Source organism: Delftia sp. PE138 (genome assembly GCF_018320755.1).
Taxonomy (GTDB): Bacteria; Pseudomonadota; Gammaproteobacteria; order Burkholderiales; family Burkholderiaceae_C; genus Comamonas; species Comamonas tsuruhatensis.
This window is the reverse complement of sequence record NZ_JABEPN010000011.1, coordinates 1-20,275: the sequence shown is the minus strand read 5'-3', so window position 1 is coordinate 20,275 and position 20,275 is coordinate 1. Positions and strand designations below refer to the sequence as shown.

16 protein-coding genes are annotated in these 20,275 nt (G+C 62.1%); 4 read left to right on the top strand and 12 right to left on the bottom strand.

Annotated features, from left to right (window positions below; genetic code table 11):
- Nucleotides 1-3: 3 nt before the first annotated feature.
- The 8 genes from HFGMBDPB_RS26590 to motA all read right to left on the bottom strand — a co-directional run bounded on the left by HFGMBDPB_RS26590 (nt 4) and on the right by motA (nt 9,015).
- Nucleotides 4-885 (bottom strand): hypothetical protein, encoded by an 882-nt coding sequence (locus HFGMBDPB_RS26590; protein WP_016449286.1) that lies wholly within the window; start codon nt 883-885, stop codon nt 4-6.
- Nucleotides 878-2,491, bottom strand: a complete 1,614-nt coding sequence (flhF, locus tag HFGMBDPB_RS26585) for a flagellar biosynthesis GTPase FlhF (RefSeq protein ID WP_212646612.1) — start codon at nt 2,489-2,491, stop codon at nt 878-880. The genes HFGMBDPB_RS26590 and flhF overlap by 8 nt, the downstream gene beginning before the upstream one ends.
- Nucleotides 2,488-4,587, bottom strand: a complete 2,100-nt coding sequence (flhA, locus tag HFGMBDPB_RS26580; RefSeq protein WP_016454350.1) for a flagellar biosynthesis protein FlhA — start codon at nt 4,585-4,587, stop codon at nt 2,488-2,490. The genes flhF and flhA overlap by 4 nt, the downstream gene beginning before the upstream one ends.
- Complete coding sequence (locus HFGMBDPB_RS26575; protein WP_016449289.1) at nt 4,584-5,756, bottom strand: EscU/YscU/HrcU family type III secretion system export apparatus switch protein; 1,173 nt, start codon at nt 5,754-5,756, stop codon at nt 4,584-4,586. The genes flhA and HFGMBDPB_RS26575 overlap by 4 nt, the downstream gene beginning before the upstream one ends.
- 200 nt (nt 5,757-5,956) lie before the next feature.
- Nucleotides 5,957-6,571 carry a protein phosphatase CheZ gene (locus tag HFGMBDPB_RS26570; protein ID WP_016449290.1) on the bottom strand — a complete coding sequence of 205 codons (615 nt, stop codon included), beginning with the start codon at nt 6,569-6,571 and terminating at the stop codon, nt 5,957-5,959.
- A 10-nt stretch (nt 6,572-6,581) separates the two neighbouring features.
- Nucleotides 6,582-6,968, bottom strand: a complete 387-nt coding sequence (gene cheY, locus HFGMBDPB_RS26565) for a chemotaxis response regulator CheY (RefSeq protein ID WP_012202534.1) — start codon at nt 6,966-6,968, stop codon at nt 6,582-6,584.
- 124 nt (nt 6,969-7,092) lie between these two features.
- Entirely contained in the window at nt 7,093-8,130 is a 1,038-nt protein-coding gene (gene motB, locus HFGMBDPB_RS26560; protein WP_212646611.1) for a flagellar motor protein MotB, read from the bottom strand.
- 24 nt (nt 8,131-8,154) lie between these two features.
- Nucleotides 8,155-9,015, bottom strand: coding sequence for a flagellar motor stator protein MotA (motA, locus tag HFGMBDPB_RS26555; RefSeq protein WP_016449292.1), 861 nt, complete (start codon nt 9,013-9,015; stop codon nt 8,155-8,157).
- Between the two features lie 318 nt (nt 9,016-9,333).
- Between motA and HFGMBDPB_RS26550 the strand changes: the two genes are divergently transcribed.
- Both HFGMBDPB_RS26550 and HFGMBDPB_RS26545 read left to right on the top strand, forming a co-directional pair.
- A complete protein-coding gene (locus HFGMBDPB_RS26550; RefSeq protein WP_212646610.1) occupies nt 9,334-10,980 on the top strand; it encodes an O-linked N-acetylglucosamine transferase, SPINDLY family protein in 1,647 nt (548 codons plus the stop codon).
- A 5-nt stretch (nt 10,981-10,985) separates the two neighbouring features.
- Nucleotides 10,986-12,212 (top strand): DegT/DnrJ/EryC1/StrS family aminotransferase, encoded by a 1,227-nt coding sequence (locus HFGMBDPB_RS26545; RefSeq protein ID WP_082138153.1) that lies wholly within the window; start codon nt 10,986-10,988, stop codon nt 12,210-12,212.
- A gap of 176 nt (nt 12,213-12,388) precedes the next feature.
- Here the strand turns inward: HFGMBDPB_RS26545 and HFGMBDPB_RS26540 are convergent, their stop codons facing one another.
- The 4 genes from HFGMBDPB_RS26540 to HFGMBDPB_RS26525 form a co-directional block, all read right to left on the bottom strand.
- Complete coding sequence (locus tag HFGMBDPB_RS26540; RefSeq protein WP_212646609.1) at nt 12,389-14,512, bottom strand: FkbM family methyltransferase; 2,124 nt, start codon at nt 14,510-14,512, stop codon at nt 12,389-12,391.
- Nucleotides 14,513-14,591: 79 nt separating this feature from the next.
- On the bottom strand, nt 14,592-15,317 hold the full coding sequence (locus tag HFGMBDPB_RS26535; protein ID WP_212646608.1) for a class I SAM-dependent methyltransferase: 726 nt from the start codon (nt 15,315-15,317) through the stop codon (nt 14,592-14,594).
- Between the two features lie 11 nt (nt 15,318-15,328).
- Nucleotides 15,329-16,345: an ATP-grasp domain-containing protein gene (locus tag HFGMBDPB_RS26530; protein ID WP_047219435.1), complete on the bottom strand. Its 1,017-nt coding sequence runs from the start codon at nt 16,343-16,345 to the stop codon at nt 15,329-15,331.
- Nucleotides 16,346-16,460: 115 nt separating this feature from the next.
- Nucleotides 16,461-17,714: a flagellin gene (locus HFGMBDPB_RS26525; RefSeq protein ID WP_047219434.1), complete on the bottom strand. Its 1,254-nt coding sequence runs from the start codon at nt 17,712-17,714 to the stop codon at nt 16,461-16,463.
- Nucleotides 17,715-18,093: 379 nt separating this feature from the next.
- Between HFGMBDPB_RS26525 and HFGMBDPB_RS26520 the strand changes: the two genes are divergently transcribed.
- On the top strand, nt 18,094-19,554 hold the full coding sequence (locus HFGMBDPB_RS26520) for a flagellin (protein ID WP_212646607.1): 1,461 nt from the start codon (nt 18,094-18,096) through the stop codon (nt 19,552-19,554).
- Between the two features lie 203 nt (nt 19,555-19,757).
- Nucleotides 19,758-20,275, top strand: a 518-nt coding sequence (locus HFGMBDPB_RS26515) for a flagellin N-terminal helical domain-containing protein (RefSeq protein ID WP_442874103.1), incomplete at its 3' end; no start/stop codon positions are given.

Here is a 20,275-nt window from a genome sequence, read left to right as displayed (position 1 = left end):
CAGTCAGTGGCTCCAGGCATGGGATGCAGGCAGCGGTGCGTAGCCGGCGGCCAGGTCCTGGCCGCCATGCGGCAATACGCTGCCCGCATGGTTGAGCAACTGCAGCGCCAGGCGCTGCAGGTCCGGTGCATGGTGCAGGCGTACGGGCAGCAGCCCGGGCGCGTGGCCCAGATGGCGCTGTGCGCAGCGCAGCAGCGCGTCGATCTGTGACTGGCGCCGTTGCGCATCCTCGGCCTGGCTGCGGGCACCGGTCTGTCCGCGGCGCCAATCGTAGCTGGTCACATCCACGGGGTCAGCGCCGGGCAGCAGCGGCGCCAGCAGGCAGCGCAGGCCGGCATGCACGGCCAGCTGCTTGAGTTGGCGGTAGCAGCCCAGCACGCGGGGACCGTGTTCGGGCAGCACCATCAGCGGGTGCACGGCCTGGCCGGGCAGATTGCGGGCCAGCGTGTCGGCATCGGCATACAGCATGACGATGGCATAGCCGCGCACATGGCGCTGCAGCCATTGCATGGGCGTCATGCCGGCTTGTCGTGCCTGCAGGGGCAGCAGCTCCAGGCCCTGGCGGGCAGGCAGCACGGCCACCGAGCTGTGGCGGGGGTCGGGGTGCAGGCCGGTACGGGCCTGCCAGGCGCTTTGCTGCAGCAGCTGGGCCAGGCCAGGCGCGTCGGCCGCCTCGCCCTGGCTGGCATCGAGCACAAGGACGGGCATGCCCAGGCGCTGCAGGCTGGCGCAGACCGGCCACAGCAGGGATTGCTCGGACTGACCTTCAGGGTCGGCCGCCGTGTCGCGCAGCATGGCCAGCACACGCAGGCTGGACGGTGCTGCGGCGCCGGGCTGGCCGTGCAGGCCCAGGCCCTGGTGCAGTTGGGGGAAGGTCTCAAGCATGGCTGACCTCGCTGTCCATGGTGCTGGGGCTGGACGGGGTGAAGAAGAAGTCCAGGTCCAGCGCCTTGGGATCGAAGGCCGAGCGGGTGGAGGCGCGCATGGAGGCGGAGACCAGCTGCTGCGCATCGGCGCGCTCCCAGTCTTCGGGCACGCGCTGGCCGTTGGTCACGCCGCGCAGCTGCATCTGGTGGCGGATCAGCGTGTCCACCGAGGGGCCCAGCTTCACGGCCTCGTCCACCTTGGTGAGGATGGCCTGGCTGGAGCCGCGTGCCTTGAAGGCCTGCATCACATCGTCCAGCGCATCGCCCTGGCCGGCCGCGTTCACGGCCAGCAGCTTTTGCACGCCGGGCAGGTCCAGCAGGTCCAGGATTTCGTCCTTGCGCGGATCGCGCGGGGCCACGCCCGTGGTGTCGATCAGCACCAGCTGCTTGTTGGCCAGCAGGCCCAGCAGGTCCTGCAGCGCGGCGCGGTCATGGGCCAGGTGGGCGACCATGCCCAGCATGCGGCCGTAGGAGCGCAGCTGGTCGTGGGCGCCGACGCGGTAGGTGTCCAGGGTGATCAGGCCGACGCTGGAGGCGCCGTACTTGGCCGCGCACAGGGCCGCCAGCTTGGCCGTGGTCGTGGTCTTGCCCACGCCGGTGGAGCCCACCAGGGCGAAGACGCCGCCTTGCTCGTACAGCGGCTCCTGGCCGGCGTCGGTGCGCAGATTGCGTTCCAGCACCTGCATCAGCCAGCGCACGGCGTCGCCGGCGGACAGGTCCTGGGGCATGTGCTCGACCAGGGCGCGGGCCAGCACGGGGGAGTAGCCCGCGCGGATCAGCTTGTGCGTGAGATTGGCGTGGATGGGGTTCTGGCGCGTCTGGCCCAGCCAGGTCAGGGTGTTGAAGCGCTCTTCGATCAGGTCGCGCACGGACTGCAGCTCATCGCGCAGCGCCTGGGAGGCCATGGCTGGAGCGGGTTCGCTGCGCAGGGGCTCGCGCAGCGGCGCCTCGGCGCTGGCGCGCAGCGGATTGTGGCGGGCCACGGAAGGCGCGGGCTGTGCCTTGAACGGCTGCTGTGCGGCCATGGGCGAGGCGGCCGGCGCTTCGCGCAGGGCGTCGCCCAGGCTGCGGCGCTGGGCAAAGCTGGGCAGGGGCTCGTCGACGCCGGCCTCGTGGCGGCGGCGCAGCATGCGTTCGCGCACGTAGTCCTGGAAGGACAGGGTGCTCATGGCCAGTTGCTCGGTGTCTTCCTGCACGCTCTGGCGCAGGCCGGCAGGCTCGGCACCATCTGCCGACAGCGAGGCTGCCAGCGAAGCCGCCTGTGAGGGCGCCGGCGAAGGCTGCTGTGCCGTGCGCGGCTGGGTATGTGCCTGGATCAGCTGGGCCTGCAGCTGGGGACGCAGGCCCGTGGTCTCCTCGGCCGAGCGGCGCTCGATGGCCTGCTGCAGCGGCGTGCTGCTGGCGGCGGCCTTGCTGTGCTCCAGCGTGTCCTCGGCCGTGGCCATGACCTCGACGCCGTCGGGCGTGCTGCGGTTGGACAGGATCAGGGTGCCCGCTCCGAAAGCCATGCGCGCCTTGGCCAGGGCCTCGCGGGAGGTAGGGGCGTAGAAGCGTTTGATGTTCATGCGGATGCACCTTTAAGAATCGAGCCGATGCGGATGGTGTGCGTCTCGGGGATCTCGCTGTGGGCGAGAACCTGCAGACGCGGCGCCACGCGGCGCACCAGGCGGGCAATGGAGTTGCGGATGGAATCGGGGACCAGCAGGCAGGCAGGCAGGCCCAGCTCTTCTTGCTGGTTGGCCATGTCGGCCGCCTTCTGGGTGAGGATCTCGGCCACGCCGGGATCCAGTGAGGGGGCGCCGGGGTTGGACAGGGCCTGCACCAGCAGGCGCTCGAGTCCGGGCTCGATGGCGATGACGTTCAGCTCGCGGGTCGGGCCGTAGATCTGCTGGACGATGGAAGGCGACAGCGCAATGCGCACGCGGCGGGCCAGCTCGACGGGGTCCTGGGTGGTCGAGGAGTGCTCGGCCAGCGTCTCGATGATGGTGCGGATGTCGCGGACGTGCACCGAGTCCTCCAGCAGCAGCTGGAGCACTTTCTGGAACGTCGTGATGGACACCATTTTCGGAATGACTTCTTCGATCAACTTGGGAGCCAGCTTGGCCACATGCTCCACCAACTGCTGCGTCTCGGTACGGCTGATCAGCTTGGCGGCATGCACTTGCATCAAGTGTGACAAATGGGTGGCCATCACGGTTTCCGAATCAACCACGGTAAAGCCTGCCATTTGTGCCGCTTCCTTCTGGCGTTCGTCGATCCAGTGGGCGGGCAGGCCGAAGGCCGGGTCGGTGGTCTGGGTGCCGATCAGCGGGGTGCTGATGCCGCCCGGATTGATGGCCAGGAACATGCCGGGGAAGGCCTCGCCCTCGCCCACCATCACGCCGCGCAGGGTGATGCGGTAGGCGCTGGGCTTGAGCTCCAGGTTGTCGCGCACATGCACGGCCGGGGGCAGAAAGCCCACTTCCTGTGCGAACTTGCGGCGCACGCCCTTGATGCGGGTCAGCAGGTCGCCCTGGCGGCCCTTGTCCACCAGGGTGATCAGGCGGTAGCCCAGCTCCAGGCCCAGCAGGTCCACGGGCTGCAGGTCGTCCCAGGTGGCTTCGCCGTCGCTGGGCGCGGCCACGGGGGCGGGGGCCTGGGTTTGCTGGGCGGCGCGTTCCTGCTGGCGGCGCGAGAGCATCCAGGCCAGCCAGCCCAGCAGTGCGCCCGTGCTCAGGAACACGACGTGGGGCATGCCCGGAATGACACCCAGCAGGCCCAGCACGCCGGCCGTGATGCCCAGCACCTTGGGCGACATGAACAGCTGCTGCGCGATCTGCTGGCCCATGTCGGTTTCCTTGCCCACGCGCGAGATCACCATGGCCGCGGCCACCGAGATCAGCAGGCCGGGGATCTGTGCGACCAGCGCATCGCCCACGGCCAGCAGGATGTAGCTGTCGGCGGCCTGGCCGGCCGACAGGCCGTGCTGGATCATGCCGATGGCGAAGCCGCCGATGATGTTGATCACCAGGATCAGGATGCCGGCGACCGCGTCGCCGCGCACGAACTTGCTGGCGCCGTCCATGGAGCCGAAGAAGTTGGCTTCCTCCTGCACCTCGGCGCGGCGGCGCTTGGCTTCCTTTTCGTCGATCAGGCCGGCGTTCAGGTCGGCATCCACGGCCATCTGCTTGCCGGGCATGGCGTCCAGGGTGAAGCGGGCCGAGACTTCGGCGATACGCTCGGCACCCTTGGTGATCACCACGAAGTTGATCACCACCAGGATGGCGAACACGATCAGGCCGACCGCGAAGTTGCCGCCGATCAGGAAGTGGCCGAAGGCCTCGATCACCGCACCGGCCGCTCCGGGGCCGGTGTGGCCTTCCAGCAGCACCACGCGGGTGGAGGCCACGTTCAGCGACAGGCGCATCAGCGTGGTCAGCAGCAGCACCGAGGGGAAGGCCGCAAAGTCCAGCGGCCGGATCATGTAGGCCGCCACCATCATCACCATCAGCGCCACGGCGATGTTCAGCGTGAAGAACGTGTCCAGCAGCCACGGCGGAATCGGCAGCACCATCAGCGCCAGGATGGCCACCACCAGCAGCGGCGCCATCAGGCCCTGGGCGAACCTGGTGTTCTCGCCCGACCACATCGATTGCAGGGATTGGAGCGGATTCGTCGTCATGGAGCAGTACCTTCAGTGGTCGCGGCGGCGGGCGCGCGGCGGCCCTGGTGCGGATCGAGTTCGGCGGGCACGGCGGGTTCGCCGAGATCGCCAGGCATGGGGCCTTCGCCGCGCAGCGCGGCCTTCAGGCGGTAGACATAGGCCAGGACCTGGGCCACGGCCGTGTACAGCGCGGCGGGAATGGCCTGGTCCAGGTCGGCGTGCGCGTACAGGGCGCGCGCCAGCATCGGGGATTCGAGCACCGGTATCTTGTGGGCGCCCGCGACCTCGCGGATCTTCAGCGCCACCAGGTCCGTGCCCTTGGAGATGACCTGCGGGGCGGCCATGGTCTTTTCGTCGTAGCGCAGCGCCACGGCATAGTGCGTGGGGTTGGTGACCACGAAGTCGGCGCGCGGCACGGCGTTGACGCTGGCACGGTCGGCGATCTCGCGCTGCTTCTGGCGGATCTTGCTCTTGATCTGCGGGTTGCCGTCGGACTCCTTGTGCTCCTGCTTGACTTCCTCGTGGCTCATCTTCAGGCGCGACTTGAACAGGTAGGCCTGCAGCGGCACGTCGATCACGGCCATCAGGAACACCACCAGCAGCAGCAGGGCCACGCCGCTGGCCAGCCACTGCCCGGTCATGGTCAGCGCCATGGCCGAAGGCTGGGAGGAGATGGCGGCGATCTCGGCGATGTGGCTGCTCAGGAACTTCCAGGCCACGAAGGAGAGGATGGCCGTCATCGCCACCATCTTGGCCACGGTCACCATCTGCTGCTTGGAAAACAGATTGGTCAGGCCCGACAGCGGGTTGAGGCGGTTGAACTGCGGCTGTATGGGCTTGAGGCTCAGGATCCAGCCGCCGGCCAGCATGCCCGACAGCACGGCCGCGGCCGTGGTCACGGCGGCAACGCCCAGGGAAATCTTCAGGCCCAGGCTGCCCATGGACAGCATGCGCTCCATCATCAGGGCCGGGGTCTTGGCCGTGTGCGCGTCGAACGCCAGTTGCTGGGCCAGCGCCATGCGCAGGTGCTGGATCAGGGGCTCGGCGCCCATCAGCATCATCAGCGCGCCCGTGCCCAGGATGGCCAGGTGGGACAGGTCCCGGGAGCGCGCACCCTGGCCGTCAGAACGCGTTTTCTGCAGTTTGCGTTCGGTGGCTGGCAGGTTTTTGTCTTGGCTGGAGTCCATGGCGCAATGACGGAAGGATTTGCGTCATTGTCGGAACAAGCCGGATGGGCGAAGCCCCGATAAGCAGGGCTCAAGCGGCGCTTATGCGCTGTCTGGGGTGTGGTGCGGCAGGCAGCGGCATGCCGGCAAACCCTTGCCCCGCAGCGGGAAGGGTTGCCGTGCAAATGCCAATGCAAAGGCGCATGGCGCCTCGGGGTGTGTCAGAACCCCAGGCTGGCCAGCAGATCGTCCACCTGGGACTGTGAAGTCACCACATCGGGTGTCTTCTCGGGATCGACCACGGGGCCGGCCAGGTGCTCCTTGGGCTTTTCCAGCGGCTCCAGCGCCGTCTGCTGCGGGTTGGGCGAGGTCTGGATGAGCAGCTGCACCAGCTGGTCCTCCAGGTCGGCGGCCAGCGACACCACGCGGGCGATGACCTGGCCCGTGAGATCGTGGAAGTCCTGGGACATCATGATCTCGGTGAGGTGCTCATCGGCCTGCTGCGTGTCCTGCTCGACCTCTTCGAGGAAGTTCATCACCCGGCCCTTGGCCACGGCCGCCACGGGATCCTCGACCAGCTGCGCGCGCATGGCGCGCACGCGCTCGGCCAGCCGGTCCTGCTGGCTCTTGGCCAGCTCGACACGGTTGAGGACCTTCTCGGCGGCCTCTCCGGTCAGCCGCGCAATGTAGGAAAGGCGGCTTTGCGCATCCGGCAGCTCTCCCATGCTGCCGCGCAATCGGTCCGCATAGCCCAGCTCGTTGAGCGAGTCATGCAGCTGGCGTGTGAGAACGCCTACCTTGTAGTGGACGCTGTCGGGGACATCCGGGTTGCTCATGGCGCGCGCCCTACAGGCCCAGCTTTTTGAGGATCAGGTTGACTTTCTCTTCCAGCGTGGCCTTGGTGAAGGGCTTGACGATGTAGCCTGCCGCACCGCCCTGGGCCGCTGCCACGATGTCCTCCTTGCGGGCCTCGGCCGTCACCATCAGCACGGGAAGGTGCTTGAGTTTGTCGTCCTGCTTGATTTCGGTGAGCAGCTGGAAGCCGTTCATGTTCGGCATGTTGATGTCCGTCACCACGAAATCGAACTTGCTGTTGCGCAGCTTGTGCAGTGCCACGACGCCGTCTTCGGCTTCATCGGCTTCGGGAAAGCCGCTCTCCTTGAGCAGATTGCGCACGATGCGCCGCATGGTGGAGAAGTCGTCAACGATCAAAAAACGCAGGGCATTAGCCACGTGAGGCCCTTTCGGTCGGTAGGTGCTCGGTACTGGTAAGAATCCGCCGCGATGGTAACAATATGAAACCTTCTTGGCGCAATGTGGGAATTTTCCTGCTTTTCGGCAGCATCGGGCTCAAACCTTAATTTGTTACACGATCAGGTGACGCGGGCGCCGAAGGCGCGGCTGCGGGCGCGGCGGCAGCGGGCTGCGCGGCGGTCTCGCCGGCCGTGGCTTCGGCTGTGGCTGCATTCGCGGTGCCGCCGCTGCCGCCGGCCAATGACGGCGGCAAGGCGTTGCGCGTCACGGGCCCACGGTGGCCCAGCAGGCGCTTTTCGGCCTCCTGCGTGAGCACGGTGATGGTGATGCGCCGGTTCTGGGGCGCGCGCGGATCGTCGGGCAGCAGCAGGTCGCTGCTGGCCAGGCCCGTGATGCGTGCCAGCTGGTTCAGAGGCATGCCGGCGGCCACCAGCTCGCGGCGCGAGGCGTTGGCGCGGTCGGCTGACAGCTCCCAGTTGCTGTAGCCGCGGTCGGCATTGCCGTAAGGGGCCGCGTCGGTGTGACCGGACAGGCTGATGCGGTTTTCCGCGCCTGCCAGCGCCGCGCCCACCTCGCGCAGGATGTCGCGCATATACGGTTTGACCAGGGCGCTGCCGCTGTCGAACATGGGGCGGTTTTGCTCGTCCACGATCTGGATCTGCAGGCCGTCGGGCGTCACGTCGGTGCGGATCTGAGAACGGAATTCGTTCAGGCGCGCATTGCTGGTGATCATCGCGTCCACCTTGGCCTTGAGCGCCTTGATGCGGTTGGAGTCTACCTGGGCCTGATCGGCGCGGCCCGAATCGACGCTGGTGCGCCGGTTGGAGCTGTCGGCCGCCTCGGAGCGCCGTACCTGGCCGTGCACCTTGGCCAGGTCGTTGCCGCCGCCGGGAATCACGCTGGAGCTGTTGCCTGCACCGTCGCCGCCGGCCATCGCCACCTTCAGCGGCGAGGAAAAATACGCCGCGATGCCCTGCAGCTCGCCCTTGGCCGTGGAGCCCAGCAGCCACATCAGCAGGAAGAAGGCCATCATCGCGGTCACGAAGTCGGCATAGGCGATCTTCCAGGCGCCGCCGTGGGGCGCATGCGCAGTCTTCTTGACGCGCTTGATGATGATCGGCTGTAACTTTTTCTCTGCCATGGCTTGACGCTGCTGGGTGCAGGATTACTTCTTGCCCTTGACGTGGGTTTCCAGCTCCAGGAAACCGGGGCGTTCGGTAGAGAACAGCACCTTGCGGCCGAACTCGATGGCGGTGGCGGGGTTGTAGCCCTGCATGCTGGCCAGCAAGGTGGTCTTGATGCACTCCAGTTCCTTGGCGGCGTCCTGGGCGCGCTGCTCCACCAGGCCGGCCATGGGCTCCACCAGCGCATAGGCCAGCAAGATGCCCAGGAAGGTACCGACCAGGGCCGAGGCGATCATGCCGCCCAGCACCGAAGGAGGCTGGCCCACCGAGCCCATGGTGTTCACCACGCCCAGAACGGCCGCAATGATCCCGAAGGCGGGCAGGGCGCCGGCCAGGCGGGTCAGTGCGTTGACGGGGGCATGGGCCTCGGCGTGGTGGGCCTCGATCTCGCTGTCCATCAGCGACTCGATCTCGTGGGAATTGAGATTGCCCGACACCATCATGCGCAGATAGTCGGTCAGGAACTCCACCACATGGTGGTCCGCCAGCAGCTCGGGGTACTTGGTGAAGATGGGCGACTCGTTGGGTGCCTCCACATCGCCTTCGATGGACATCAGGCCTTCCTTGCGGGCCTTTTGCAGAATCTCGTACAGCAGGGCCATCAGCTCCATGAAGCGGGCCTTGGTGTAGCGCGAACTCTTCATCACGCCAGGGATGGCCTTGGCCGTGGCCTTGAGCACCTTGGGCTGGTTGCACACGATGAAGGCGCCGATGGCGCCGCCGCCAATGGTGATCATTTCAAAAGGCAGTGCCTTGAGAATGACCTGGACGTTGCCCCCGTGCAGCACATAGGTGCCGAAGATGCAACCGAAGGCGACGATGTATCCGATGATGACAAGCATGGGAGTGGATTGTGAGCGCGCGCGGTGGCGTCGTTGGGAAGAAAAGCCGGGTGATTGTTTGTTAGATCGGCAGCTTGATGAGGGGATGTAGGGGGAGTTTGCGGAAAAGCCTGGCTGCGACGGCGGGCAGGCTTGTCACGGACACGTCTGACGCGTTCGTTCTAGGGTGGGAATTGCGGGTGTCGTGGCCGCTTATTCGCAGGCTTGATTTATGGGGCCCCATGCTCCAATGGCCGTGCCGCTAAGAGATGCCGGCCGGCCCGGTTGGACTGGCCAACTGTAGATCTCAGGCTCTGAAACCTCCTTTCCCAGCTATCTATGTCCTCCATTCTTTCCAGCGAGAAACCTGAGCAAGCGTCGGACGAGCTTCTCGATCTCCCTCAGATCCACCAACTGATCCACGACCATCAGTTTGTGCAGGCACTGACGGCCTTGATGCAGCGTGTGGCAAGAGATATGGGCAATTCCAAACTCTGGCTGTTCATAGGGCTTGCCTATACGCGAATGGGCCACTGGAAGCCTGCCATCGGTGCGCTGGAGACTGCCGTACAACTGAACCCCCAGGAAGACCAAGCCAAGATGCTGTTGGCCCTGGCTCTTTTCAGCCTGGGTCGCCAGCAAGAGGCTTGCGAATTGATCGACAAGGTGGTCAAAACTAGCAGCACGAGCCCGCAGTGGATGATGCGGGCTTACTTGCACTCCCATACCGGACGGGATCCCATGAAGGCTCTGGAAGTAGCTCGCGACTGGGGTCGACGCTTTGCCGACCCACTTACGCGGCAGGCCCGGCCTTTGCCGCTGCGTGACCGTAGCCCTCGCAAGAAGCTGAAGATCGGTTATGTGACCGCCGACTTCCGTGAGCATTCGGTGGCATTTTTCATGCTGCCCGTGCTGCGCAATCACGACCACGAGAGTTTCGACATTCACGTCTACTACAACGGCCCTTGGGACCATTTCACGCCGCAGCTGCGTGCCTTGGTGCCCCATTGGGAGGATGTGATGGAGCTGTCGGACGAGGCATTGCACAAACGGATCTGCGCCGACGGTATTGATGTGCTGGTGGATCTGTCTGGCTACACCCATGGACATCGCCTTGGTGTCTTCGCCCGACGCGCGGCGCCGGTGCAGGTGACATGGCTGGGATACCTGCAGACGCTGGGCATGAAGGCCATGGACTACCGGCTGGTTTCTCCGGACATGGTCCCAGCGAGCCAATCCTCTTTCTATGCGGAGAAACTGTTCCAGCTGCGCTACTCGTCCAGCTACGCACCTCCTGCCTATGCCCCCCTATGCGAGCTGCCACCGATGCTGCGCAACGGCTATCCCACGCTGATCTCGCTGAACAATTCTGCAAAGATCACAGACGAGATACTGGCCGTTTGGGCGCGCATTCTCGAGATGCGCCAGGACGCTCGTCTGATCATCATGGTCAAGGAGTCTGACGCCAACGCAGCTCAGGCCGGCATGCAGCCTCGCGTGGAGGCGGCAGGAATGCCGCTGGAGAGGGTGTCTGTGCTTCACCAGCAGCCGTTGAACCAATTCATGGAGCTGGGACATATTGCCGACATCATGCTGGACACCGCCCCCATTTCCGCAGGAACCACGGCCTTGCATGCGTTGTGGATGGGGCTGCCCATCGTCACCATAGATGCCCAGCGAGGTGTCGATGCTTCTGGTGCAAGGACATTGCAGGTAGTCGGTGCAGGGGGCGAGATTGTCAAGGACAACGAAGCTTATGTTCAGGCGGCGCTGGCTCTCATGGATGACCCGCAGCGCCTGCAGGCGATGCGCAAGACCATTCGTGAACAGATGCGCGGCTGCGGCTACATGGACTATGCCTCGCGGACGGCTGATCTGGAAAAGGCGTTCCGCCTCATGTGGCTTAACTGGCTGCGTGGAGACCGCAATTCCTTGAGCGTGGACGTCGATCTTGACGCCCTGGTGCAGGAAATCGAAAAGGAGTGACGACCATGTCCGCTACCGGCTTGAACGATTGGGTGCCCCTTCTGCGTCCTGAGCTTCCCAGCCCGCAAATGATGCTGCCGTGGCTGGAGCGCATGCATGCGGCACGGCAATACTCCAATTTCGGTCCCTTGGTGCAGGCCTTGGAGTTCGAGTTGGCCGGTCACTTGGGAGTTACAACGGCCCAGGCGACCACGGTGGCCAATGCCACGCTGGGCCTTGAACTGGTGCTGCAGGCACTTGATCTGCCGCCGGGGTCGCGGGTGCTGCTGCCGGCCTTTACCTTCGTCGCCACAGCCACGGCTGTGTTACGTGCGGGCCATGTGCCCGTGCTGTCTGACGTGGACGCAGACAGCTGGATGCTTACTCCCAGCCTGGCCCGGCAAGCCTGCGCGCAGACACATGTGGACGCAGTGCTCCCGGTGGCGGCCTTCGGCATGCCGCATGACATGGCTGAATGGCAGTATTTCGAACAGACGACTGGGCTGCCTGTGGTCGTCGATGCGGCCGCAGCTTTCGGCAGCCAGCAATTGAACGGAGCACAGGGCACCTTGGTGTTCAGCCTGCACACCACCAAGAGCCTGCCCGCCGGCGAGGGTGGCTTGATCGTCTCCACCAAGCCAGGCTTGGCCAAACGTGTGCGCCAGCTTTCTAATTTCGGCATCAATCTTGATGCGGGTTCCAACGTGCCTATTGGGGCGCTGACCCTTTGCGGCTCCAACGCAAAGATGAGTGAATACCATGCAGCCATAGGTTTGGCTTCGCTACAGACGTGGAGTGGGCAGGCAGCCTCAAGGCGGGCGCTGATGACGGACATCATGGCCGCGCTGGATATGGCCAGTGGAGGCCAACTACGTTGGCAGACCCAGGGATCAGGTGGACCCTTGCTCGCACCCACTTCGCTTTGCGTGCGTCTCCCGCAAGAAGCTATGCGCACTCAACTCGAGCGCCTCTGTCTGGAGGCCCGTATAACCACGCGTCGCTGGTATCAACCCTTGCTGCAGCATATGCCGGCGTTGCAGCAGCGCTGCCATACATTGCCTTCGCCAAATGCCTTGGCTATTTCTCAGACCCTGATAGGCCTGCCTTTTTTTCTGGGCATGACGCAAGAACAATTTGCGAGGGTCGAGGAGGTGGTTGGCAGTGTTTTTACGCCAGCATCCCTAAGCCATGCAACTCAGGGAGTTCAGAGCCTGGCATCTGTCTCTCTGGCGCAGCCTGGTCGAGTCATGTGATACCGCGCGACATGCGTGCTACGCCTCGTTCCGGACCCTTTTGCGGCTTTCTCGGGCACGTGGAAGTGCATACGCTCTAGGGTGTCTCAAGTGGGCAGACGAGGGCCAAACTGGCCCCCGCTCGTTCTGCCGTATTCTTTTGGATGCAGGCTGATGCCTTGCCTGCATCTCATGGTTCAGGCTTCCGTTTGCGCCTGTTTGTACAGGCTTGTGTGCACCGCGATCATGTCCATTTCATAGCGGTAAAAGACGTATCCCTGATTGAGCAGCTCCGATTGAAGTAAATCGAATTCCTCCGCTTCGAGGTTGACAACCTCGATATTTATTGCGGATGGACGGTACTTGCTGAAATCCAATTGCTTGAAGACCTTGTAGTCGAACCCTTCAGTGTCGATCTGCAGTACGTCAATGCACGGAAGCCGATGTTTCTCCAGAACACTCATCAGTGGATAACACTGGACAGGCTGTTTTTTTACATATTGTCTGTAGTTGTCAAGCTTGCCGTCGACAAAGGTTGACATGCCTTTAAGCCAGTCCGGGAGCTGATGTTTCTTGATGACTTCTGGCTCTACGCGGTAAAGCGTCTTGGTCTCCTTTTTATCGGATATTGCAATATTTTCGAAAATCAGGCCTTTGCAATCACGATAGCTGGACTTGAGGCTCTGCATCATGTCTGGAAGCGGCTCGATAAGAATACCTTGCCAGCCAAAATTCTTCACATATTTGTGGATGGGGTCGTAGCTGACGCCGTCCATTGCGCCCACCTGTACGAACCTAACTGTTTCCTTGCTCTTGCTTAGATAATGGAAGATGTCTTCCAGTTTCCCAAGGTATATGCCCTCATATTTTTCCAGAAGATATTTTTTGTATTCATCGTACCGGCTGGCCCCGGACTTCATTGTCGTGACTGCCCAGTACAGAGAGTCGGCAGTATGGTTGATGTCCACCAGTGTGGAGGCCGGGGGCGCCCAGATTTGTGCGGCATCCCCTGAAACTTGATCCATGCACGCGGACAAGGCCATCTGGTCCAGAAACCATACATGGTTGCTTTTTTTCAAGTTGTTTTCGATGAATCGCGCGACCTCTCTGATATAGCTGCTGGCCGCAGTGCTATTTTTCAGGTATACAAAACCCGCAGGGACCTCCTCCCAGAATGGAACGGCATTGCTGCTGCCATATATGATGTCTGCTGTCAAATCAACGTTGCCAAGCCAGGTCGTCCAGGATTTTCGGAAAAGCCCATCTGCATCCACCACGATCAGTGGTGCATTCAGTCGTTGGAGCACCTGGTTTGCCGCAACAAACCTGCGGCTTGCAAAATCCACACGTATCTTGGTCGCATCCGTGCGAATACGTTCCTGGGTAGCTGTGATATGCAGTTCTGGAAGTGCTTGATTCAGCTGCTGCAATTTCCAGAGAACACTGGGATTGGGATTGTAGAGATGGAGGTGGACATCCATTTCTACGGAATTGGTTTCCTGCAGTGAATAGATGAGTGCCAAAGCATGATCGAAGAAATAGCGTTCGTCGCAGGCGATCAGGACCACGGGCTTTGCCTGACGACTGGGTTCAGGTTCTATAAACCAGTCGATTGCTGTGGACGACGCTTGTGCAGCCTCTTCTTCGGCTGCGAGCGTGGAAAAGTCCATGGGTGTTTCGGGCAGACCTCCCAGCTTGTACATGCAACTCATAGCCATCAGGGTGACCAGGGAGTTTTGAGATTCAAGCTTGTTCTCTATGAGATCCGCCAAGTAGGGTAATGCCTTTTCATAGTCCTTGTCCATCATGTGGATCATGGCAAGGATCTTCTGGAAAGTGCGGTGCTTTTCAGCGATGATGGGGCGCTGGCGTGCGATGTCTAGCACGGTTTGGATGTCGCCGACGCGAAACAGCAGTTGGGCGGCAATGGTGAGGTAGTGGTCGTTCGGGTCCAGGGTGAGGACCTTCATCAGTCCTTCCCATAGCGCCTTGGCGTAGGATGGTGGGAACTTTTGCTGTATGCCGTTGTTGTTTTTGTCCAGAGCCATATTGGCTTGGCAGATCAGCACCAGCAGCATTTTCAGCGCCTTGTCCTGATTTTCCCCCAAGCCTGAGGGAGTGCTCAGTAAATGATCCAGCAAGCGGGTGACATCACATGAGCCGGTCTGGACCAGATGCATGATAACGTCCTTGGATATGCCTCCTATGGCCGGGAAGCTGAAATCTTGGCTCAGCGTGTCGCGGTAATATTGGTGCATTGCTCCTGCGGCATACGTTGTGTTGGACGGTGCTGCAGAGGGGCTAGGGTGGGATGGGTTCATGCGATTCATGGATGGTTGGCTGCTGGCTATATGCAAAGGCCATCAAGACCTGGCAAGAATTGGACGTAAACCGTGTGATTTAGGCAGCGTGCCTGGGTGTGCCTACACAAAGCAGACGTTCGCTGCTGTTCAGGTATTGCATTCCGGAAATCTTCAAGTAACTCCGAAGGAGAAGGGGGTGGGTAATGCCCATCTTGATCAGCCAATCCTCATGGCGGCGCTTGCCTTTGCCTACCGGAATAACCTGCACATCATCACACACCTCGCTCATCAATGCAGTGAGGTCTTCCACATGAAAGAATCGCACATCATAAAGTGGATCGTCTTTTTTCAATCTGTCGAAATAATCCACGAATTGCCGGTTGTGTGCATTGTGAACAGTCGCAAACATGCGTTTCCCCGTGACGCGTGCTTGTTCTTGGGCAAGTTTCCTGATGTTCTCATCAGAAAAAAGCACCCAGAATCCATTGTGATAACTGACATCAAAGAATTGGTTATCAAACGGCATCCCAAATGCACTCATCTGGTGTATTTTCTCTTTAAACTCCGGAAAATTGGCCTTGGCGCGTTCGATGGATTCTCCAGAAAAATCCATTCCATGGCAGTCCAGGCCGGCGCGCCGGAGCGCCGCCATGTCACGGAAGCTGCCTGCCGCCATTTCCAAGATTTTTCGCTCGTCCGAGTGCATCAACGCACGCATATAGTGTGCATGCCGGAGATCTTTTTGATAATGGTCGAAAATCGTGGACCACTTGGAATCCCAGGCAGATGCTGTGGATGTTTCGTCAAGGTTCTTCAGCTGCATAGAGGAGAGATTCAGCGGCTTATGGTGGCTGTGTAGTGCCGGGTGATGATCGGAGAGTCCAGCGGTGGATGGAATTCCTCCAGAGTCTGGGCGTCGGAGGAAAAGCAGGCTAGATGGTTTTTGACCATGTCATAGCCAAACATTCTGCTGAAGCCGACACCGGCGGAGAATCGGGGATTGATATCCATGAGCAGCGAGGAATCCCCGGAAGGCTCTTTTTCTTTGCCGGATGCGTCCGGCCAGAGAAATTCAATGTTGATGCAGCCGTTGGTGTCCAGGCGCTCTGCGACTCTTTGGGCGAGCGCGCACAAGTGAGGGGCTGGCATCATCTGCACCGTGGTGCCTGCGCCGTTTGACGTGCGCAGCAACTCGACTCGGCTGGCGGCGGCCCACTTGCCTGTCGAGCGTTGGCGAACGATATCCACCACGCAGACCCTACCCGCCAGAAGTGGCTGAATGATGTAGGGCTGGCCTTGGTATTTGGTTCGAAAGTGCTCAAGGTCGCGGACATCGTCCAGCCGCACGAGACCTTCGCTGCTTCTGCCCAGGCGTGGCTTTGCAATCAGCGGGAAAGGCAATGCATCTGTTCCCGCATCCATAGGCAGCCAAGTGGGAATCACTGGAATATCACCCGCCTGCACGCACTGCTGGTATGCCAGCCACTTGTCCCGGCAGGCCTTGATGGCATGGGGTGGGGCGATGCATAGGGTGACGCCCTCGGCGGCCAGTACCGTCTCGAGGTCCGACAAGACGTCAACTTCAGGATCGGTCAGGGGGAGGATATGCGTGACGGTATGCTCGCGGCATATGAGGAGCAAGGCAGCGAGGAAGGCTTCACGCAGCGAGGCAGGCGGCACCTGATGGAATGCATCCACTAGACAAGCGGCATGAATCCACGCGGCTGGGCTGGCGTTCGTGCCCACGATCGAGCATCCGGGAATGTCGCGAAGCGACGCGATCACCGCAGCGGCTGAGAGCGAGCCGATGGCCGTGACCAGATAGCAGGGTTTTCTTTGTGCGGCGTCCATGGTGTGGGTAAGCCCAGGCGCATGGGCCGTGAGGTCATGACCGCATTTTGGCGACGGCTGGACTGTTTGCGGCGGTCCGTAAGGCTGGCACTACGGATCCGCCCCTTGCTTGAGATCAGCCCTGCAGAAGCTTCAGAACGTTCTGGGGCAGCTGGTTGGCCTGCGCCACCATGGCCGTACCCGCCTGCTGCAGGATCTGCGTACGGCTCAGGTTCGCCGTTTCCTTGGCAAAGTCGGCATCCACAATGCGGCCCCGGGCGGCAGACAGGTTTTCCACCTGGATGTCGATGTTGTTGACCGCGTTTTCAAACCGCGTCTGCATGGCGCCAAGGGTGGCGCGTGCGCTATTGACCTGATCTACAGCGCTGTCGATCTTTTTGAGCGCGACCCAGGCGCCTGCCTGTGTCGTCACGTCGATGTCTTCAATGCCCTTGTCATCGAGGATGGAAGAGGTAGCCGTACCGCCGGCGATGCTGAGGTCGACCGTAGACGCGCCCGTCAGCTCCGTAGTAAAGCCCCCAAACTCCACTGCCACGGGTTGACCATTGGCGTCGAGCTTGCCGGACATGATTTCCACTTTGTAGTTTTCGGTGCCATCTATCTTGGTCAGATAGGCCGTGACGCCAGTGTCGGCAGACTTGTTGTTGATGGCCGTCACGATCTGGCCCAGGCGTTCCTGGCGGTTGCTGGCAGAGTCGATTTGCTCCAGCGGCACCACGGTGGCGTTGGGTGTCGTGCCTACGGTGACGGATAGAGTGCCAGCGGCAATCGCGTCGTCATAGTCCGAAAGCGTGGTGTTGGCCGTGGTGTTGGTGGTACTGACTGCCGCAGCAGAAGAGGAGGCGAACGACACCGACGACAGTTGGGAAGAGCGTGTGTCTGCCAAGGCGCCCAGTGTCACGTTGTCGCCAGAGTTGGCCCCGACCTGGAATACCGCACCGGCAAAGCTACCGTCCAGAATTTTTCGACCGTTGAAGTTTGTCTGCTTGGCCACTCGGTCGATTTCCGCGGACAGCTGGCTGACTTCAGCCTGCAATGCCTCACGGTCGCTTTTGCTGTTGGTGGCGTTCGAGGCTTGCACAGCCAATTCACGCATGCGCTGCAGCATGTCGCCCACCTTGCCCAGTGCGCCTTCGGCCGTCTGCGCCAGCGAGATGCCGTCGTTGGCATTGCGTGCGGCCACGGTCAGGCCTCGTACCTGCGTATTCATGCGCTCCGAGATGGCCAGGCCGGCTGCATCGTCCTTGGCGCTGTTGACACGCAGGCCCGAAGACAGGCGCTGCATGGTGGTATTCAGCGAACTGCCCGAGAGGGCCAGGTTGCGCTGTGCGTTGATCGAAGCAAGATTCGTATTGATAGTGGCGGCCATTGCTGTTTTTCCTTCAGAAAAGGCAGGTTGCATCGCATCGCTACAGAAACCATGAGCACGGATGAGCGACAGGCAACGCTAGCGATGGGCTATTTTTCAATGAGGGGCCTTCGCTCATATCGCAGATAAGCGTGCGTTTTGCCCCTTATTCCCGGGCTTCCGGCGTGTGCCGAAGCCCCGTTCGGCCCATGCCTGCCCTTGCCAACACAAGCAAGGCCCACAAAAGCCCTAAAGAACTCCTGACGCGGCCCGATAACAGCTTTGTACGGGGCAGGCCTGCAGGCGACAAAGCTGGCAGCAGTGCACATAGACACGGCCGCAAGCCCCGGCAAACCAAGCAAATTCTTCATCCTTACCGTCAGTTCCAAAGGACCCGATCATGGCAATGACCATCAACACCAACGTCGTCTCGATCAACGCGCAGCGCAACCTGGGCCTGTCCGGCAGCTCGCTGGCCACGTCCATGCAGCGCCTGTCCTCGGGCCTGCGAGTCAACAGCGCCAAGGACGATGCAGCCGGCCTGGCCATCTCCGAGCGTATGAGCACTCAGGTGCGTGGTCTGGCGGTGGCCTCGCGCAATGCCAATGACGGGATTTCTCTGGCGCAGACGGCCGAAGGCGCACTGGGCAAGGTGGGCGACATGCTGCAGCGCATGCGCGAGCTGTCTGTTCAGGCCTCCAACGCCACCAACAGCAAGAGCGATCGTGAAGCGCTGCAGTCCGAGCTGGTGCAGCTGCGTGACGAAGTGGACCGTGTGGCCAAGACCACCACGTTCAATGGCCAGAAACTGCTGGAGGGCAGCTTCTCCGGGGGCGTGTTCCAGGTGGGTGCGAATGCGGGCGACAACATCACGGTGGGCGCGCTGGCCAACATGAAGGTGGCCGACCTGGGGAATTCCTCATACGCCTCCGGCACGGCTGCCATCGCTGGCATTTCAGCGACTGCAGCCGATGTCTCGGTCACCGTGACCGGAAAGCTTGGCAGCAGTACCTTCACCGCGGTGGCCACCGATGCCAACTCCACGGACAAAGAAACCGTGGGCAAGGTGATCGCCGCCATCAATGCCAAGACGGCCGACACCGGCGTGACGGCCTTCCTCAGCGATGACGGCAACACCATTCAATTCCGTGCCGAAGCGGATGCCGCTGGCGATGCCTCCGGCGTGGCTGTCACCATCACTGGCGCCACGGTGGGCGCGATTACGGCAACGACCGCCGCTGAAGGCAAGGGCATCGACAAGGTGGACATCTCCACGCAAGCCGGTGCTTGGGAAGCCATGCAGCGCATCGACAACGCGCTGGACAAGGTCAACTCCGCACGCGCCGACCTGGGTGCCATCCAGACCCGCTTCGAGAAGTCGATCGAGAACATCGACTCCATGAACGAGAACATCTCTGCGGCACGCGGCCGCATCGTGGACGCCGACTTCGCCAAGGAAACGGCGAACCTGAGCCGCACGCAGATCCTGCAGCAGGCTGGCACGGCCATGGTGGCCCAGGCCAACCAGCTGCCTCAGCAAGTNGGCAAGGGCATCGACAAGGTGGACATCTCCACGCAAGCCGGTGCTTGGGAAGCCATGCAGCGCATCGACAACGCGCTGGACAAGGTCAACTCCGCACGCGCCGACCTGGGTGCCATCCAGACCCGCTTCGAGAAGTCGATCGAGAACATCGACTCCATGAACGAGAACATCTCTGCGGCACGCGGCCGCATCGTGGACGCCGACTTCGCCAAGGAAACGGCGAACCTGAGCCGCACGCAGATCCTGCAGCAGGCTGGCACGGCCATGGTGGCCCAGGCCAACCAGCTGCCTCAGCAAGTGCTGAGCCTGCTGAAGTAAGAACAAGGCCTGGACGGCGGTGGCTCGCTGCCGTCCGGGTCCGGAACTTGAAGAACGCATGCGAGGCTTGGCCATAGCGGCGTTCTTCTTGCAAGAACGGGTAGCCGGAACTGCCTGGAAACGGGTGCCGGGAAGGCGGATGCAGAAAAGATCGGCCGGCCGGATGCCAAAGAAACGAGCATTTGAAGAAGGGGAATACCACTATGGCTATGACCATTAACACCAATGTTGTGTCCATCAACGCACAACGCAACCTGGGTCTGTCTGGCAGTTCGCTGGCTACCTCCATGCAGCGCCTGTCTTCGGGCCTGCGTGTCAACAGCGCCAAGGACGATGCAGCCGGCCTGGCCATCTCCGAGCGCATGAGCACCCAGGTGCGCGGCTTGGCCGTGGCCTCGCGCAATGCCAACGATGGCATCTCGCTGGCACAGACGGCTGAAGGCGCGCTGGGCAAGGTCGGCGACATGCTGCAGCGCATGCGCGAGCTGGCGGTGCAGTCGTCCAACGCGACGAACAGCAAGAGCGACCGTGAGGCGCTGCAGTCGGAGCTGTCTCAACTGCGTGATGAAGTGGACCGTGTGGCCAAGACCACCACGTTCAATGGCCAGAAGCTGCTGGAAGGCAGCTTCACGGGTGGCGTGTTCCAGGTGGGTGCGAACTCTGGCGACAACATCAGCGTGGGCTCGTTGGGCAACGTGAAGGTCGACAGCCTGGGCAACTC